Annotated in this window: 22 protein-coding genes; 13 read left to right on the plus strand and 9 right to left on the minus strand. The window is 36.7% G+C overall.

Translation table 11 applies throughout. The features are described from left to right. Positions 1-258: 258 nt before the first annotated feature. Positions 259-753 carry an ureidoglycolate lyase gene (locus tag FJR06_RS16650; protein WP_015078174.1) on the plus strand — a complete coding sequence of 165 codons (495 nt, stop codon included), beginning with the start codon at positions 259-261 and terminating at the stop codon, positions 751-753. A 56-nt stretch (positions 754-809) separates the two neighbouring features. Here the strand turns inward: FJR06_RS16650 and FJR06_RS16655 are convergent, their stop codons facing one another. Further along, a complete protein-coding gene (locus tag FJR06_RS16655; protein ID WP_015078173.1) occupies positions 810-1,217 on the minus strand; it encodes an NUDIX hydrolase in 408 nt (135 codons plus the stop codon). Between the two features lie 239 nt (positions 1,218-1,456). Between FJR06_RS16655 and FJR06_RS16660 the strand changes: the two genes are divergently transcribed. Continuing rightward, entirely contained in the window at positions 1,457-2,197 is a 741-nt protein-coding gene (locus tag FJR06_RS16660) for a cytochrome c biogenesis protein CcdA (protein ID WP_015078172.1), read from the plus strand. A gap of 3 nt (positions 2,198-2,200) precedes the next feature. Next, positions 2,201-3,568, plus strand: a complete 1,368-nt coding sequence (locus FJR06_RS16665; RefSeq protein ID WP_168651847.1) for a cytochrome c biogenesis protein — start codon at positions 2,201-2,203, stop codon at positions 3,566-3,568. Positions 3,569-3,615: 47 nt separating this feature from the next. Here FJR06_RS16665 and hisG read toward each other — a convergent pair whose 3' ends face one another. Further along, complete coding sequence (gene hisG / locus FJR06_RS16670) at positions 3,616-4,260, minus strand: ATP phosphoribosyltransferase (RefSeq protein ID WP_015078170.1); 645 nt, start codon at positions 4,258-4,260, stop codon at positions 3,616-3,618. 75 nt (positions 4,261-4,335) lie between these two features. On the opposite strand from hisG, the gene rppA reads away from it, so the two are divergent. Beyond that, complete coding sequence (gene rppA, locus FJR06_RS16675) at positions 4,336-5,028, plus strand: two-component system response regulator RppA (RefSeq protein WP_015078169.1); 693 nt, start codon at positions 4,336-4,338, stop codon at positions 5,026-5,028. A 47-nt stretch (positions 5,029-5,075) separates the two neighbouring features. Here the strand turns inward: rppA and FJR06_RS16680 are convergent, their stop codons facing one another. From FJR06_RS16680 to FJR06_RS16690, 3 genes are all read right to left on the minus strand, one after another. Continuing rightward, a complete protein-coding gene (locus tag FJR06_RS16680; RefSeq protein WP_168651848.1) occupies positions 5,076-5,489 on the minus strand; it encodes a secondary thiamine-phosphate synthase enzyme YjbQ in 414 nt (137 codons plus the stop codon). 86 nt (positions 5,490-5,575) lie between these two features. Further along, positions 5,576-6,649, minus strand: a complete 1,074-nt coding sequence (locus tag FJR06_RS16685; RefSeq protein ID WP_168631774.1) for a glycosyl transferase — start codon at positions 6,647-6,649, stop codon at positions 5,576-5,578. Between the two features lie 140 nt (positions 6,650-6,789). Next, a complete protein-coding gene (locus FJR06_RS16690) occupies positions 6,790-7,956 on the minus strand; it encodes an aminotransferase class V-fold PLP-dependent enzyme (protein ID WP_168631775.1) in 1,167 nt (388 codons plus the stop codon). Between the two features lie 85 nt (positions 7,957-8,041). On the opposite strand from FJR06_RS16690, the gene FJR06_RS16695 reads away from it, so the two are divergent. Beyond that, positions 8,042-9,157 (plus strand): ABC transporter permease, encoded by a 1,116-nt coding sequence (locus FJR06_RS16695; protein WP_015078165.1) that lies wholly within the window; start codon positions 8,042-8,044, stop codon positions 9,155-9,157. 96 nt (positions 9,158-9,253) lie between these two features. Here the strand turns inward: FJR06_RS16695 and FJR06_RS16700 are convergent, their stop codons facing one another. Continuing rightward, positions 9,254-10,279 (minus strand): ABC transporter permease, encoded by a 1,026-nt coding sequence (locus FJR06_RS16700; RefSeq protein WP_015078164.1) that lies wholly within the window; start codon positions 10,277-10,279, stop codon positions 9,254-9,256. 208 nt (positions 10,280-10,487) lie between these two features. Further along, positions 10,488-12,101 carry an ABC transporter substrate-binding protein gene (locus FJR06_RS16705; protein WP_015078163.1) on the minus strand — a complete coding sequence of 538 codons (1,614 nt, stop codon included), beginning with the start codon at positions 12,099-12,101 and terminating at the stop codon, positions 10,488-10,490. A gap of 243 nt (positions 12,102-12,344) precedes the next feature. On the opposite strand from FJR06_RS16705, the gene FJR06_RS16710 reads away from it, so the two are divergent. Beyond that, the gene (locus FJR06_RS16710) at positions 12,345-12,920 is read left to right on the plus strand and encodes a thioredoxin family protein (RefSeq protein WP_015078162.1); all 576 of its coding nucleotides are present in this window, start codon (positions 12,345-12,347) and stop codon (positions 12,918-12,920) included. Positions 12,921-13,063: 143 nt separating this feature from the next. Here FJR06_RS16710 and FJR06_RS16720 read toward each other — a convergent pair whose 3' ends face one another. Continuing rightward, positions 13,064-13,576, minus strand: a complete 513-nt coding sequence (locus FJR06_RS16720) for a hypothetical protein (RefSeq protein WP_015078161.1) — start codon at positions 13,574-13,576, stop codon at positions 13,064-13,066. Between the two features lie 339 nt (positions 13,577-13,915). Here FJR06_RS16720 and aroA point away from each other — a divergent pair, with 339 nt between their 5' ends. The 7 genes from aroA (at position 13,916) to FJR06_RS16755 (ending at position 17,281) form a co-directional block, all read left to right on the plus strand. Then, positions 13,916-15,265: a 3-phosphoshikimate 1-carboxyvinyltransferase gene (gene aroA, locus FJR06_RS16725; RefSeq protein WP_168651849.1), complete on the plus strand. Its 1,350-nt coding sequence runs from the start codon at positions 13,916-13,918 to the stop codon at positions 15,263-15,265. Between the two features lie 68 nt (positions 15,266-15,333). Then, positions 15,334-15,714 carry a papain fold toxin domain-containing protein gene (locus FJR06_RS16730; protein ID WP_168651850.1) on the plus strand — a complete coding sequence of 127 codons (381 nt, stop codon included), beginning with the start codon at positions 15,334-15,336 and terminating at the stop codon, positions 15,712-15,714. Positions 15,715-15,734: 20 nt separating this feature from the next. After that, positions 15,735-16,112, plus strand: a complete 378-nt coding sequence (locus FJR06_RS16735; RefSeq protein ID WP_168636440.1) for a hypothetical protein — start codon at positions 15,735-15,737, stop codon at positions 16,110-16,112. 83 nt (positions 16,113-16,195) lie between these two features. Continuing rightward, entirely contained in the window at positions 16,196-16,360 is a 165-nt protein-coding gene (locus FJR06_RS16740) for a hypothetical protein (protein WP_174783496.1), read from the plus strand. A gap of 36 nt (positions 16,361-16,396) precedes the next feature. After that, positions 16,397-16,624 (plus strand): hypothetical protein, encoded by a 228-nt coding sequence (locus FJR06_RS16745; protein ID WP_168651846.1) that lies wholly within the window; start codon positions 16,397-16,399, stop codon positions 16,622-16,624. Next, a complete protein-coding gene (locus tag FJR06_RS16750) occupies positions 16,618-16,998 on the plus strand; it encodes a type II toxin-antitoxin system PemK/MazF family toxin (RefSeq protein WP_168651851.1) in 381 nt (126 codons plus the stop codon). The genes FJR06_RS16745 and FJR06_RS16750 overlap by 7 nt, the downstream gene beginning before the upstream one ends. Before the next feature lie 13 nt (positions 16,999-17,011). After that, positions 17,012-17,281: a hypothetical protein gene (locus FJR06_RS16755; RefSeq protein WP_168651852.1), complete on the plus strand. Its 270-nt coding sequence runs from the start codon at positions 17,012-17,014 to the stop codon at positions 17,279-17,281. Here the strand turns inward: FJR06_RS16755 and FJR06_RS16760 are convergent. Then, complete coding sequence (locus FJR06_RS16760) at positions 17,268-18,086, minus strand: DUF559 domain-containing protein (protein WP_168651853.1); 819 nt, start codon at positions 18,084-18,086, stop codon at positions 17,268-17,270. The two genes, FJR06_RS16755 and FJR06_RS16760, sit on opposite strands and share 14 nt — an antisense overlap. Between the last annotated feature and the right edge of the window lie 163 nt (positions 18,087-18,249).

Below are 18,249 nucleotides of genomic sequence, written 5' to 3' on the forward strand. Positions count from 1 at the left end.
TAACTGAGGGATATAGACTGAAACTCTCTATAGAATCTCCGCGTCTTTAGACCGGGGAGTGTCAAGCTATAGAAATTAACTTTGCCTAGGCAGGAGTTAAAATAGGCGATTATGGTTTGTCTAAAGCATTTGATTTAGCCGGTTTAAGTGGACAAACTTTAAACAGGCGTTGTTAGATTGTATGTAAACCATCAAATAAAGAAGTTGTCAGTAACCCAGCCCTAAAGGGACTGAGTTTCCCGCTTACCGCGTGATCTTATGAGTACATTATCAAAAATACAAGAATTACCATCTCAATTGATTACACCAGAAAATTTTCAACCTTATGGACAGGTAATATATGCAAGTAAAGATGGGAAAAATTTTGATCAAGAAGATGCCCAGTTAAATTTACAAAATGGTATTCCTCATTTTTATATTATGCGGTTGCAGAAAAACGGACGGAAATTTCACCAAATTACTCGTCATGTCAAATGTACTCAATGTTTAGGTTCATTGGATAGTAAAGACTGGTTAATGGCAGTTTGTCCAGCTAATAATGATACGAATGCACCTGGGTTATCAGAACTTGCAGCTTTTCGGATTCCCGGAAATTGTTTTATTAAATTAGATATGGGAACTTGGCACGCAGGCCCATATTTTGATCATGATTTTGTAGATTTTTACAATTTAGAATTGAGTGATACAAATGTGGTAGATCATTTCACTCATAATTTTCTCAAAAGTCATAATTTAGCCTTTGAGATGATTTAAAATAAGATCCCCGACTTCTTAAACAAGTCAGGGATCTGGATATTTTGGATATGTGTCTATATCCATGAAGTTTGAATAATTCTTTTTAGTGAAGTTTCCTTGACTAATTCAGCAGCTTGGTTAACTTCTAACCATTTTCTTTCCCTTGCGGTAGCTTCTGGCCAATCTTCTAATACTGTTTCCACAGGTAATAAAAATAAATTTACTTGATAGGTATTCCCCCGTTTTCGATATTTATAATTACCTAACTCTTCAGTTGTGACTCTACCGACAACTCCGGCTTCTTCCCATGCCTCCTTCGCTGCTGAATCATGGGGACTCATACCTTTACAAAGTCCCCCTTTAGGAATTACCCAACCTTGACGGCTACGAGTAGTAATTAATAAAACTTCAACTTTTCCATCGTTGATTCGATAGGGAATAACTCCAGATTGTTGAAAAACTTTGTTGATTTTGCGAGTCATGGTGGTAGATTCCTTCTGAATGAGTATTTTTGATTTCCAATGTGTATTTGTTAATAATGTGCCACTAAGGCAACTTTCAAAATCATTAATCTGATTTTGAGTAATCTTAACTATAAATTCAACAACTTTCCTGAAAAATCCGGAGTATGATTTACCTCACGGTACTTACTTTTATGATTTCATGATCCAAAATACGTTAAAATTCAAGCAGAGTAAGCATTTTCTACTTAAATATCCTCATGCTAGAAACTCTAGAAACCCAAATTTATCAACTTGAGCAATTTGCCAACACCCTTGTTGCGAACCAACTCACCCACCTGAGTTTCGTGAGCATTGCCATTATTTTTGCGGCTGGCTTGCTGACCAGCCTTACGCCCTGTATGCTGTCTATGCTGCCCATTACCATTGGCTATATTGGCGGTTATGAAGCTAAAACTCGCTTACAAGCAGCAGCCCAATCAACTTGGTTTGCGTTGGGATTAGCAACTACATTAGCAGGAATGGGCATCGTCGCAGGTTTAGTTGGTAAAGTCTATGGACAGATAGGAATTGGTTTACCAATTATTGTCAGTATTATCGCTATTATTATGGGACTGAACTTATTAGAAGCATTACCCATCCAATTTCCTTCTTTGAATGAAACAAATTGGATTTCTCAAGACTTACCTCCCGGAGTCCGTTCATACTCTATCGGCTTAACATTTGGGTTAGTTGCTTCCCCCTGTAGCACACCAGTTTTAGCTAGTCTATTAGGTTGGGTTGCTAATACTCAAGATTTAGTTTTAGGTGCGGTTTTACTACTTGCTTATACAGCCGGATATGTAACTCCATTAATTTTAGCAGGTACGTTTACTGCTGCCATTAAAAAACTATTAGAATTGCGCCGTTGGTCTGGTTGGATAAATCCTATTAGCGGTGTATTATTAGTAGGCTTTGGTGTTTTTTCTTTACTTTCTCGGATTCCTATTGGTAGTTTCTAAGCAATGACTTCAGATCAGACAACATCCACAGAATTAAGTTGGTGGTTAATACCGGGGCGTTTTATCCGTCGGGAAGTTTTGCCTGTATTAACTGATTTACGTTTGGCAATTATTCTATTGTTAATTATTGCCTTATTTAGTGTGAGTGGTACGGTAATCGAACAGGGGCAATTGCCTGATTTTTACCAATCTAATTATCCAGAACATCCTGCTTTATTTGGTTTCCTTTCTTGGAAAGTTATTCAAGTAGTTGGGTTAGATCATGTATATAGAACTTGGTGGTTTTTGAGTTTATTAGTTTTATTTGGAACTAGTTTAACGGCTTGTACTTTTACTCGTCAATTACCAGCCCTCAAAGCTGCTCAAAAGTGGAAATATTACGAAGAACCTCGCAACTTCACAAAATTAGCTTTAAGTGCTGAATTGGAGGGTGTTTCTTTGCCATCAATTACGCCAATTTTGCAGCAAAAAAGTTATCGAATTTTTCAGGAAAAAGATAATATTCTTTATGCCCGCAAAGGTATAATTGGTAAATTGGGACCAATTATTGTCCACATTGGGATTGTCGCTATTTTGCTGGGGGGAATTTGGGGAGCAATGACGGGATTTATGGCTCAAGAAATGATTTCTAGTGGCGATACATTCCAGGTAAAAAATATTGTTGATGCTGGTGCTTGGTCTTCTCAAGATGTGTTGAAAGATTGGTCTGTGCGTGTCAATCGCTTTTGGATTGATTACACACCGACGGGAGGAATTGACCAATTTTATTCAGATATGTCTGTGCTGAATAATGAGGGCAAAGAAGTTAACCATGAGAAGATTTATGTTAACAAACCGCTGCGTTATCATGGTGTGGTTTTCTATCAAACAGATTGGGGAATTTCCAGCGTTCGGGTGAGATTAAATAAAAGCCCAATTTTCCAATTACCAATGGCACAATTAGACACCAAAGGTAAGGGTAGACTTTGGGGAACTTGGATTCCGACTAAACCAGATTTAAGTGAAGGTGTTTCCCTATTAGCCAAAGATTTGCAAGGCATGGTATTAATTTATGATGCTCAAGGTAAGTTAATAAATACTGTGCGGGCAGGAATGTCTATCCCTGTAAATGGGGTAAATTTGCAAATTCTTGATGTCATGGGTAGCACGGGTTTACAAATCAAATTTGATCCTGGTATTCCTATTGTTTATACTGGTTTTGCTTTATTAATGTTAGGTGTGGTGATGAGTTATTTTTCCCATTCTCAAATTTGGGCTTTACAAACAGGCAAAACTTTATATATTGGTGGAAAAACTAACCGCGCTCAAGTTGCATTTGAACAAGAAGTTTTGGAAATTTTAGACCAACTTAGTGCCGTCAAAAAGCCCTAAAATTAAGATACCCGACTTCTCTAAGAAGTCGGGTATCTAAGATTTAATTAAGCTGTGGTGAGCATTTCTGACCGCATTTGTGCAATTAATTTATCTAAATTACCTGTATTTAACCGATAACTTAAAGGGTGAACAATTAACCGGGCTGTACTTTCATACAAAGTCGCAATCTCAATTAAACCATTTTCCTTTAAAGTCTTTCCCGTCGAAACTATATCAACAATTGCTTCTGACATTCCCGTAATTGGACCTAATTCCACAGAACCATACAAAGGGACAATTTCTATCGGTAAATCCAAACCTTGGAAATATTCTCGCGCACAATTTACATATTTAGAAGCAACTCGACCATGGGCCGGTAAATCTAACGGGGATTTGTAGGAACTAGCCGCTTTTACAGCTACAGACATTCGACAATATCCAAATTTCAAATCCACTAATTGGGCAACTTGGGGCTGTTTTTCTCTGAGAACATCGTAGCCGACAATTCCCAATTGTGCTTGACCATATTCTACATAAACAGGCACATCTTGCGCTCGCACTAATAAGGCTTTCGCTTGTCCACTAGCATCAGTAATTTGTAATTGGCGGTTTCCTGATTCTAAGAAAGCACTAAAATCTAATCCTACAGATTGTAATATGCGGAGACTAGGTTCAAGTAGTCCCCCTTTTGGTATTGCAACAGTTAACATTCTTTTTTTTGGTATTCTTAATGTGTTTGCAGTTCACTATATTGAGAATATATCTATATTGCCATTAGCAACAGAATGAAAATTTTATTAGTTGATGATGAAGTTGAGCTAACTGACCCTTTAAGTCGTCTCTTGACCCGTGAAGGTTATAGTGTTGATGCTACTTATGATGGGACAAGTGGCAGTAATTTGGCAGAAATAGGCAGTTATGATTTACTGATTTTAGATTGGATGTTACCGGGAAAAACAGGGTTAGATATTTGTCAGGAATTACGCCGTCAAGGTAAAACAACTCCTGTACTATTTCTCACGGCAAAAGATACCCTGGATGACCGTGTACAAGGTTTGGACGCGGGCGCTGATGATTATTTAGTCAAACCTTTTGAATTGCGGGAATTACTGGCAAGAGTCCGGGCTTTGTTACGTCGTACTGGTACAGAATCTTATAGTAGCACCACAGGAAAGCTAGTTGTAGCCGATTTGGAACTTGATATAGAAAATCAAATAGCTTATCGTCATGGGAGAATCATAGAACTCTCTCAAAAAGAAAGTCAGTTGTTACAATACTTCATGGAAAATGCTGGAAAATTACTGACGCATGGTCAAATTTTGCAGCATTTATGGCAAAATGAGGAACAACCTAATAGTAATGTGATTGCGGCTTTAATTCGTCTGTTGCGTCGCAAGGTAGAAGGAGTGGGTAAAACACCAATGATTCATACTGTTTATGGTAAAGGTTATCGTTTTGGTTCGACTGGAATTGAATAAACCAGGACATAAATGATCACAATTTAATTCTGATTGATATACTAAATCTATCCAGAAATATGAACTACTAACTCTCTCACATTATTCTGTTGACGATGTTCCCAAACATAGATTCCTTGCCATGTTCCTAATACCAAATGACCACGATTAATGGGAATTTGTTCGGAGGTATGGGTTAAAACTGTACGGATATGTCCTGGCATATCGTCTGGTCCTTCAGCATCATGAATGTAATGGTTTCCTTCTGGGACTATTTTGGCCATGAAATTAGCTAAATCAACTAATACATCAGGATCAGCATTTTCTTGAATTACTAAACTAGCTGAGGTGTGACGTAAAAATAAACTACAAAGCCCAGTTTCTATACCAGATTCAGCAACAATAGCTTCAATTTTGGCGGTAATATTGTGAAATGATTTTCCATGGGTGGAAACTCTTAATAGTTTTTGGTAGTGGGTCATAATCCTCATGGTGTAATATCCCCGACTAATTTTTCAATGATATCAATAAATAATGAATCAATGGTAGAAGTAGGGGATCTGAATACTTACAAATAATCTATCACAGCTTTAGCTATTGTTTCATTGCCATTTTTATCAATGATTTTAGTTTGCTTCGGTGGTTGGGGTGACTGATAAAGAAAATCCCAATCTCCTTGAAAAAATTCCGGTACTGTGAGAATTTGATGATGATTGTAATTAGTAATTCCTGCTAACATAAAAGCAGCTTCGGCAAAATCATCACGAGGTATAGTTACCACTGGTACATCTAAAAGGGTGGCTTCTGAAAATGTCCCATAACCAGGTTTAGAAATAATTCTGCCACAAATTGGCATAAAATCTACAGGACGGTATTGACGATTTGTAACTTTAATTAAGTTAGGTAAATCTGGGGCTGAAGCATCAAAAGTAATAAATTGCCAATCGGGAAATTTGTTGATATTTGTATAGGGAATTGCTTGTAAACCTAAACCCCCAAATGTTAGTAAAATTGTTTTTTCTGGAGGTGTACTTATTCCCCAATTGGTGCGTAATTTATCAATAGAAAAATGGGGAAAACCACCAGTTAAGCCTACATCTGTAATGTTGGTAAATGCTGACATAGGTTCATGGAAAGGAAGACGAAATAAAAGGTCGCATTTTCCATACCAATCACTAATCCAATCAGCCATTTCTGTAAATTCTCCTCCCCAATCTCGATAGATAAAATCCCAACCAAAATTACTAATCATCCAACAGGGGATATTTGTAGCTTCAGCAAATCCGGCAGCGAGAAAAGGAATATCTGCCAAAATGAGATTAACGCGATTTTGACGAATAAAATTAACTTCTGAAGCAATTAAGGATTTGTGATTTTTTTTAATTTCTCGTAGTTTTTCCAAAGTTGCTGATTTATCCATTGTCAAACTATCAACTTGAACAACACCTAAATCAAACGCCCGTGGACGTAAAATGAAATCACCTTCTATATAAGATTCTAGTAACCAGCGAGGTGCAGTAGTAACTAGAATTAATAACGCTTCAGGACATAACTTTTGGATAGTGTTAGCTATGGAAGCTGTGCGGGTAGCATGACCAAAACCGTGATTGGTAATTGCTATATATATAATTGGTCGTTCCATGATTTCAAAAGAAAAAGGTTAAAAAGTATTCGTGTAGGTTAGGTTGATGCAAGAAAACCCAACATTAAAAATCATTTGTTTTGTTGGGTTTTCCCCAAAGCTATTACTCCGCGTTCACGCAGTGTCCCGCAGGGATACGTTCACGTTTCACAACCCAACCTACTTGATATTGCTGCTATTAATTGGTCAATTTCCGACTCTAAAGTTAGATAATGAACACTCACCCGAATGCAATTAGGATTGGCAATTGTTCGTGTTAAGATATTTTCAGACTCTAGAGATTGCACCAATTTAAAACTAGGTTGATTAGTTACTTGAAAAGAAACCAATCCACTTTCTGGAGGTGAATTTTTTAAACATTTGACATTGGGTAAAGAGTTTAATTTTTGCCAGAGATAATTACTATTTTGGCAAATTTGCTCATATCGTTCCTGTGCTGTTCCCCATTGTTCATGAATTGTAATTGCTTGCTTTAAACCCACATATAATGAAGTTGGTAAAGTGGATACTTCATATCTGCGTCCATCTGGTTGCCAACCCGTCGGTTGGGCTTGATTATTAGTAATTATCCCACTCAAACCAATAAAGGTAGGGTGCAAACTTTCCCTCGTTTCAGGACGCACATATAAACCACCCACACCCGCAGGACCACATAACCATTTGTGACCAGTAAAGGCATAAAAATCTACACCCAAAGCAGTTAAATCTAAAGGAATCACACCCACTGATTGAGCCGCATCTATCAATAACAGCGAATTATTACTTCTGCATACTTCGACAATCTTATCAATAGGTAAAACTTGACCAGTATTCCACAAAACATGACTTAAAACTACTAAGCGAGTTTTGGGACGGAGATTTTCAGCAATAATACTGATAGGATCACCTTCATTTAAAGTAGCCATTAAGGGACAAGTGGTAACTTCTACTCCAAACCTGCGGGCAATTTCCTGGGCTGTAGCAATTACTCCAGGGTGTTCGCAGTCGGAAAGAAGCAGATGATCACCTGCGTGCCAATCAATCCCCCACATCGCAATATTACAACCTATCGTGACATTACCTGTGAGAGTAATTGTGTTACTTGGTACATTTAATGTAGATGCAATAGCTTCCCGACTGGCTTGTATTTGCGGTGCGATCCAAGCATAAGCATCACTCCCAAAAGGACCTATACTTTGAATATGTGCCTGAGATTGGGTGATAGCATCCATAACCATTTGCGGCATTGGACCCTGTCCTCCGTAGTTAAAATAAAGCTTATTACTTAAAGCGGGAAATTGTGAGCGATGATGATGTAGGTTATTCATAAAATAGGTTTGCGGTTTTTGATCTAATCTATTGATATATACTTTTATCAACAATTAATCAACATTAACTTTTACATCAAAAACTATGAATTGGTGGCAACGACTCAACAAAAACCCTCTAGCACGAACTGGGGCAATTGTCCTCTTCTCTTTGTATTTAGCAGTAATTGGTGCTGATTTCATCGCTCCTTATAACCCTTATGATTCACAAACCAATGGTTCACTACTCCCACCGACTCAGATTCATTGGGTATCTCAATCAGGGCAGTTTATTGGACCCCACGTATATCCTACAACACAAGGCGATACTAACTTAGAAACTGGGGAAAGAAAAATAATTATAGATCAGACAAAACCTTCACCATTACGATTATTTGTGACTGGGACAAAATATCAATTATTTAATTTGAGTATTTCCCTACCTCCAAAATGGCAGGAAGTCACAATTATTCCGGGTATTTCTTTAAATTGGCATTTGTTTGGCGTTATTGGTGACGCAAAATTGAATATTTTGGGAACAGATGAACAAGGACGCGACCAATTTAGTCGCTTGTTACATGGTGGTCGAATTAGTATGTTTATTGGTATTTTCGGGATTATCATTACCTATCCATTGGCATTGCTTATTGGTGGTATTTCCGGCTATTTTGGCGGAATAATTGATAGTATCATCATGCGTTTAGCAGAAGTCTTGATGACCTTTCCGAGTATTTATTTATTAGTAGCATTATCAAGTATTTTGAGTCCAAAATTAACCAGCACTCAGCGATTTTTACTAATTATTTTGATTACTTCTGTAATTAGTTGGGCAGGTTTAGCGAGGATAATTCGCGGACAGGTATTATCAATCAAAGAACTCGAATTTGTGCAAGCAGCAAAGGTAATGGGTGGTAATCCTATTTATATTATTGTTCGTCATGTTTTACCACAAACTGCAACTTACATTATTATTTCTGCTACTTTAACAATTCCTAGTTTTATTGGAGCAGAAGCAGTATTAAGTTTAATTGGTTTAGGTATACAACAACCAGATCCTTCTTGGGGAAATATGCTTTCTTTAGCTAGTAATGCTTCTATTTTAGTGTTACAACCTTGGCTAATTCTACCACCAGCAATTCTAATTATTATCACCGTTTTGTCTTTCAACGTCTTAGGTGATGGTTTGCGTGATGCTCTTGATCCTCGTAGTGTGCAAAGATGATTATGAGTGGGTTAAGCGACAGCGCAACCCAACAAATGTTTTAATAATTTATGTTTAATAATGTTGGGTTTCCTTGCGTCAACCCAACCTACATAACTAATATCTAATTCTCGGATCTACATAAGCATTGAGAATATCAATCAAAATACTCGCACTCACAACAATTGCCCCGAAAAATACTAACACCCCCTGAACTGTAGGATAATCGCGGTCGGAAATAGCTTGATATAAACGATTTGCTAACCCTGGCCAGGAAAATGTCACCTCTGTTAAAATTGCTCCACCTAATAAGGAAGCAAATGTTAATCCTAATACTGTAATTACAGGAATTAAGGCATTCTTTAAAGCATGGGAAACTAAAATCTTATTTTCAGAAATTCCCCGCGCTCTAGCCGCTTCTACATAATCAGCCTTTAAGGTTTGTTTTAAATTAACCCTGACAATGCGCTCAAAAATTCCACTCAGCAAAATTCCCAAAGTTAAACTTGGTAAAGCTAAATGATGTAAAGCTGTAAAAAATTGACTTAAATTCCCACTTAATAAACTATCAATTGTATATAAACCAGTAATATTTGTAGGTGCAGGAAGATTAGGAGGAAACCGATTAGAATTAGGAAACCAACCCAATTGAACTGAGAAAACTAATTGTAATAACATACCTGCCCAAAACATCGGTAGTGCATAGGTAATAATCCCGAATAACCGCCCCCCAATATCAAAAGCAGTTCCCGGACGAGAAGCGGAAATAGTTCCCACTAAAACGCCAACAATCAGCGCCACAGCCATACTCGCAAATGCTAATTCTACGGTTGCTGGAAAATATTGACCAATTATTTCACCTACATTTTGCCCGCGACTGGTTAAAGAAGTTCCTAAATCAAATTGCAGTAATTTACCTAAATAATTGAGATATTGTAACCAAATTGGTAAGTCCAAACCAAGTTGTTTTCTTAATTCTTCTTTCGCACTTTCTGGCGCTCTTCCTCCTAAAATAGCATCTGCGGGATCTCCTGGCGTAGCTCTAAGTAAAAGAAAAACAATGGTGATAATAGTGAATAGTTGCAATGGTGCAAATAGCAACCGGGAAAAAATGTAATACTGTAATGCTTTAGAACGAGACATATTTATTAATTAAAAATTTAAAATTCACAAAAACCTCGTTCCTTGTCTCTGACAAGGAATGCAGCCTTGAGGCTCTGCCTCATCTAATTAACAAGAGGCAGAGCCTCTAAATGGCATTCCCAGCCGGAGTCTGGGAACGAGAGAATGGCATTCCCAGCCGGAGTCTGGGAACGAGGAAGAACCGGAGTCTGGAAGGAATTACCAATACCTACTTTTTAATTGTTTTGTAAATTAGGTTTTGGGTAGGATCAAGATTGACATTGGCTACGCCTTTTTGAGCAAATACAAAATCTTTGCTTTGCCATAAAGGGATGTAGGGAACATCAGTTAATACTTGGGTTTGAATGTCGGCAAATATTTTTTTCCGGGCTTCAGGATTTTGTTCTTTGCGTTGTTGATCTATGAGTTTATTCATAGCTTCACTATAATAAAATGACCCCTGAGTTTGACTACCACCTGTTTCGCAACCTTTAGCAACTGAACCTTGTTCACAGGCTAAAAATGGCTGCACGTAGTTGTCTGGATCTAAAAAGTCTGGATACCAATTAGTTAAGGTGCTGGGATATAAACCTTTGGAAATTTCTTTATAGAAAGTTGCACCTTCTACGGTTTTAACTTCAAATTGCAAAATACCATCCATTTTAGTATCAGCGAGGGATTTTAAGGTTTGTGCAACTAAACTGCGCGTCATTGAACTTGCAGGATACCAAATTTGCACTTTTGCTGGATTTTCTTGGGAGAAACCAGCAGCGACTAAGGATTTTTTGGCTTCTGCAAATTTACCATCACCATATTTATCTTGAAACAATGGCTGGGAAACATTGAAGGTGGTGGGAATCATGCTGTAAAGCGGATCAGCCTGTGATAATAATACCCGATCATTTAATAATTTACGATCAATTAATGATGCGATCGCTTGTCTTACCTCTACTTGATCTAAAGGTTTTTGATTGCGATTTAAAGTCAGATAAGTAACTACACTACCTTGAGCAGATATAGCTTGCCAATCTCCCTTTTTTGCACTTGCTTCTAAACTCTGAATTTGATCTGGTTGTAAGGATAGATAAGCCACATCTATCGCACCAGTTTTAAAGGCATTAAATAAGTTGACTGGACTGGTTTGAATTTGGACATTGACACCTTTGTTTTCTGGTTTTGTTCCCCAATATTTATCAAATACATCAAACTTTAAGGAATCAGTTCCATATTTGGCTAATTTATAAGCACCAGTTCCTACAAAAATATTTGGTTTAAATTTTCCCGCCCCAATTTCATAGGATTTTGGTGAAACCGCACAGACTCCAGAAAATGCTAACAATGAAGGAAAAGCTGCAAAGGGTTTCTTCAGTTTAATTGTTAACTCATACTCTCCTGTGGCTTTAATTGAAGCTACGGTATCGGAAAGTAGGAAGGATGGTTTACCTTTGTTTTCGATAAAGCGTTGCAGACTAAACTCCATTGCTTTGGCATTGAAGGGAGTATCATCATGAAATACTACTCCTTGGCGAATAGGAATAGTATAAGTTAAACCATCTGCACTCACTTTTGGTAATGCTGTGGCCAATTGTGGTTTAATTTCTGTACTACCTGGTTCGTAAGTGTACAGGCGATCGCTCATATTAAATACTAAACTCAAAGATCCCAATTCATACGCATCAGCAGGATCAAGAGTTCTTGGCTTTTCCGTTGTCCCTACGGTAATCCGACCATCACCCGCAGGAGCATTTATAGCATTAGGCTGTGGTGCATTTGTTTGCTGTTTAGGAGTACAACTAACAACCAATAATAGACAAAGACAGAACAAAGATAGGAGTTTTGTCATCCTACCCCATTGTTTAATTAGCAAGGAACACCAAGTGATCATTATTAAAATATTTTCAATCAACGGTCAGTCATTATAGCAGGGAAGAGGGAATATTGATCTTTTTCCCATAACTTAATTACATAACTCATAATATACTCAAATTTTTTAATAAGTTATGTATTTGAATTGGGTAATTTTCCTAAATCAAGATGGATTATTCTATTATTAGAAAAAACCCTGATCAAAACATTTAAAAAAATTATGGTTTTAACAGCTTCCACAATGTTGCCTCTAGGCACGAAAGCACCAGATTTTCATCTACCAGAAGTAGTATCTGGAAAAATAATTTCTCTTGATAATTTTGCCGATAAAAAAGCATTGTTAATCATGTTTATTTGTCGTCACTGCCCATTTGTTAAGCATATTCAACAAGAATTAGCCAGATTAGATCAAGATTACAATAATAGTGACTTAGGGATTATTGCCATTAGTGCTAATGATGCTAAAAATTATCCCAATGATGCCCCAGAATCATTAAAAGACATGGCTATAGAACTGGGGTTTGATTTTACCTTCTGTTACGACGAAACCCAAGAAACGGCAAAAGCATATACAGCAGCTTGTACACCAGATTTCTTTTTATTTGATAGCGATAGAAAACTCGTTTATCGTGGACAATTAGATGATAGTCGTCCTAGTAATAATCAACCTGTTACAGGTAAAGATCTAAGAGCAGCTATTACCGCAGTCTTAAATAATCAACCTGTAATAAGTGAACAAAAGCCCAGTATTGGTTGCAATATCAAATGGAAATCAGGTAATGATCCTAGTTATTAAGGGTAATTGGTAATTGGTGATTGGTGATTGGTAATTGGTGATTGGTAATTGGTAATTGGTGATTGGTAATTGGTGATTGGTAATTGGTGATTGGTGATTGGTAATTGGTAATTGGTAAAACTCTTACCTGTTCCCTGTTCCCTTTAATGCTGAATTTCCAAATTGAGAATATAACACCCTAATTGGATTTTTCCTGTCCACAATTCGTATTCTAAACGGAGATTCTCTGGAAAAGGATGCCCGCTAAGAGTAAAACTTTTGGTAAAATTACGCAAACGGATAGGTTGATGGGGTTGTAATGATTCATTTGGCAACCAGAAACGACTAATGCCATAAACACCTAATTCCCAAAAGTGGCGGTAACTGACTTGTGCATTACCTTGCATTGTCATAATTAACCGCCGAGATGAAATTTCCAGCCATAAAATTCTGGGACTGCTAGGAGGAGAAAAATTGTTTTTAGTTGGGTAAATTGTATCTTCTGGATTTAAATAACTGCCTACCTCACAACTAATCAGAGGTGGTGCAGTTAATAGTAAATGAAATTTATCTGTATTCTTTTGGATTAAAGTTCCAGCAGTGTCAACCACAGACCAAATCGGTAAGTCCGTGGAAATCATTGATAAACATACGGGTTTGCGGTGGTGAGTTAGCATGAGAGTGTGAGGGGTTACAAATAAAGAATAAAAGTTGAGCGATTTTCTAAATTGCCAGTTTTGCCTGTTATTTAACGTTACGGCTGACGTTTTTGGTGAAAGCAACAAAACACAAGACATTTAAGCAAGATATCTAATAAATAGTAAAACCTGCTTCATCGTTAGCAAATATTTTGATTTGTTAATCTAAACCACTCAATATGGTATTACCTGTCACCTGCTATCTACCGAAAGAAGGATTATAGTTGCCAAAAAGCGGTAGGATACTAAATTGGAAGTGAATAGTGATAAACAAGTCGCTGTTTAGCTTTTATTCTATTCAAAAGTCATTGTATCCTAATGTCAGCTATTGTTATTAATTTAGAAACTCAAGCAAACTCTTCTGATCACTTAATTATTCAGCGCCCTGCCTCTGGATTGTCTTTGCAGGGACGTATCCGAATTCCTGGAGATAAGTCTATTTCTCATCGCGCTTTGATGTTGGGTGCGATCGCTGAAGGTGAAACTCAAATTCAAGGACTGCTGTTAGGTGAAGACCCCCGTAGCACTGCGGCTTGTTTTCGGGCTTTAGGTGCGGAAATTTCCGACTTAAACACAGAATTAGTCAAAGTCAAAGGCATCGGTTTAGGCAATTTTCAAGAGCCTATAAACGTCTTGGATGCGGGTAATTCTGGGACAACGATGCGGTTGATGTTGGGCTTATTAGCATCCCATCCAGGGCGATTTTTCACGGTGACTGGTGATAGTTCTTTGCGATCGCGTCCCATGTCCCGTGTCGTCAAACCACTGCAACAAATGGGAGCGCAAATTTGGGGACGCAAAGGCAACACTTTAGCACCTCTAGCCATTCAAGGACAGGCTCTAAAACCCATTCATTATCATTCTCCCATTGCTTCGGCTCAAGTTAAATCCTGCATTCTCCTCGCGGGTTTAAACACCCAAGGACAAACCACCGTTACTGAACCCGCTTTATCACGGGATCACAGTGAACGAATGTTAAGGGCTTATGGAGCAGAATTAAGTATAGATCCAGACCGCAATAGCGTCACGATCACAGGTGGGGCGAAACTCTACGGACAAACCGTAATTGTTCCCGGTGACATCAGTTCAGCGGCTTTTTGGTTAGTTGCGGGGGCGATCGTTCCTGGTTCAGATTTGGTAGTCGAAAATGTCGGTGTCAATCCTACCCGCACCGGTATTTTAGAAGCATTAGAACTCATGGGGGCAGATATTCAACTAGAGAATCAACGGGAAGTAGCGGGAGAACCTGTGGCTGATATTCGCGTCCGTTCCGGTGGTTTAAAAAGCTGTACGATTGCTGGTGATATCATTCCCAGGTTAATTGATGAAATTCCCATTTTGGCAGTTGCAGCGGCTTTTGCTGAGGGGACAACCATTATTCGGGATGCGGAGGAGTTAAGAGTCAAAGAGAGCGATCGCATTACCGTGATGGCACAACAACTCAATAAAATGGGGGCAAAAATCACCGAACTACCCGACGGGATGGAAATCACCGGCGGTACTCCCTTAGTCGGTGCGGAAGTAGATAGCCATACAGATCATCGCATTGCCATGAGTTTAGCGATCGCAGCCCTTAACGCTACTGGTACAACCACCATTCACCGCGCTGAAGCTGCTGCTATTTCTTATCCCAACTTCACAATCACATTACGGGAAATTTGTCAATAGTTTTTAGGGACAGGGTAAAGGGGGATAGATTGGCAAAAGGAGAAATTAAGTAGTAAATTTAAAAATGAATGAAGTATTTAACACTAAAACAAAAACAATATTTAGCAGAAATAGCTAACAGTTATGCTAATTTACAATGTGTTCAATGTGCTGTAGCTATAAAAAACTATTTACAACTGGTAGGAATCCAAGGCAAACTAATTACAATTAATACACAAGCTGATTTAGATTATCGTAATTGTTTTCTTTATGATGATAGTATTGGAGGTGATGCCATTTCAGAAACAGGATATCATGAAGGAGTTATGGTTATAATAGATGGGATAGAAATTGTTTTTGACAATCATCATCCTCAAGGAATAGCAAAGGTAGAATGGTTAGCTAATTTTCAATTTTTTGGTAAAATTCATTTAGGACAAGAGTTAATAGTCATTGAAGAAAACTTTTAATCAATATTCAGGAGAAAATTATGCTAGATATAACTATCGCTAATGGTAATAAAAATAGTCAAGAATATCTCTATGAGTTATTAACTAGAATTAAACAACGCCCAGGAATGTATTTAGGAAAAGTATCTATAACTCGGTTAAAAATGTTATTGATGGGTTACAGTATGTCCAGAGGTGAGTTAGGGTTACAACTAACACAACAAGAAAAACAATTTGCTCAATTTCAGAAATGGATACAAGGAAAATATCAAATTAATTCTACTGAAGGTTGGGAAAGTATTATTTTGTCTCAAGTAGAGGATGAAAAATTAGCTTGTGATTTATTTTTTCAATTATTGGAACAATTTAAGAATGAAATTTTAGAGTTGGATAAACTGACTGTAACAGTAGGAAAATAATACTATTATATCGCTTCCATAACTCGTACCCAAATTGCAGGCAGGAAAAAGAATACCTTTAGAAAAAATGTGGGAAGGAATTGATGCAGAATGAGTCTTTCTTAATTAATATTGATTTAACTACTGAATATCAGAGGAATTTAAAATATTTAGCCAAAAAGTATCGAGATATTCGCTCTGATACTCAGTTTTTTACTACGGAATTACAAAAAGGAAATTTATTAGGGGATAGGTTAAGTGGTTTGTGATATAATATCAATACCATAAACAATAGGAGATGTTTTATGAATCAAACTATCAATAAAATTGTGGAATCAATTGAGTCTCTTTCTGGTGAAGAAAAATATTTATTATTTGAGCAATTAGCTAAAAGAAAATTATTTAATGGTTATGAAAAACTATATCCAAATGTCGGAGAATCTTTAGAAATAGCTGAATCTGATTTTAATGATTATCTTTCTAATTTAGAAGATTATGAAGATAGATTGGCAAAAGGAGAAATTAAGTGGTAGATATAAAAAGAGGAGATATTGTTTTATGTGATCTTAATCCAGTTAGAGGAACGGAACAGGCAGGAATTAGACCAGTTGTAATTGTACAAATAGATCCAGCGAATAAAGTTAGTCCTCATACAATTATTGTACCTTTGACTTCAAAAATTCGACAAACTATTTTAACATCTCATGTATTTATACCCGCTAATATTGGAGGCTTAAAACAGGATTCAGTTATTTTATGTGAGCAAATTAGAGTAATAGATAAATTAAGAATTAACAAAATTATTGGTCATTTAGAAGATGATTATTTATTTAAATTAGAACAAGCATTATCTGTAATTTTAGGGATTAATTTTAACAAAACAGAAAAAATTATTGATGAACTTTGAAATAAATAATTATATGGAAACAATAACTTTAAATTCTCATGTTGGTCAAGATGGAATATTACATTTAGATATTCCTGTAAATATTATTAATACTGATTTAACCATTACTATTATTTTAAAACCTAGTGATAATTTTCAACAGGACAATAAACCAAAAGGAAAAGGTTGGCCTGCTAATTTTTTTGAAGAAACATCAGGATGTTTAAAAGATACTCCTTTAACTATAGATTCTGAATGTTGGGTTTCGTTACCTCCACCCAACCTACTTGCTAAAAGGGAATAACATCTGGATCTGGTACAATTTTCACAGGTCGCGGAGATGGTGCAGTTTTTTGATTTACATTAATATCTATTGTTGTTGTTTTTTCTTCCGCACTTACCCCTGTTTTAATACTTTCATTCTTATAAACTTCAGCAGGAAATTGAGTGACATCAAATAATTCCAAAAATTCATCAATAACATTAGCAGGATCATTTAAACATTCATTTGCTGTAAATCGTGTACAACTAATACCATTTCTTTCAAAAAGTCTATCTCTTTGATGATCTTTTGCGGCTGACTGATGATATTCTTGTCCATCAACTTCTAGTATTCGTGAATTACCTTTATAATAAATTAAGAAATCAGCTTCTTTAGTTTCTGTTATTCCAATCCTGGTTGTAATTCTGCATCTAGAATTTGCAAAAAATAAAATTTGCCTTTTCTCCAATTCTTCAGCAATTTTCTGTTCAGCAGGAGAACGTAATTGCAAACCATTCCAAGTAAACGCTTCATCTGTAGATCCAGAAGATTGATATTGTGGCTGTTGAGTAGGAATTAAACCTGGAGTTTTAGACTTTACAGCCTCATCTAACCTAATTTTTGCTTTAACATCATTAATATCTTTATTATATATTTTCCATGTATGTTGTTTGCCAGCACCCCCTGGTTGTCCCCTATATTCAATAATATAGTGACTGAGAATCATTCTCTTTTCAGCTTTATTACGAACATTGTTGTGTAGCCACTCTGCACCCCAAACTTGTTGAGGATAAAGCCTTGATAAAACTTTTAACATTAAAGTTGTATCTAATATATGATCTCCCATACTGATTTTGAACCTCTTGTACTTAATTTTATTGAAATACTTAATTTATCTGGTTGTACAAATTTAACCCTTCACTAAGTCTGAGTATGCCAAAATATCAGTATTTTAATCATTCTGATATAAACGGATTTATACGGTTGTTTTATTAAAAAATATTAAGAAA

This window comes from Dolichospermum sp. UHCC 0352 (genome assembly GCF_009711925.1).
Classification (GTDB): Bacteria; Cyanobacteriota; Cyanobacteriia; order Cyanobacteriales; family Nostocaceae; genus Dolichospermum; species Dolichospermum lemmermannii.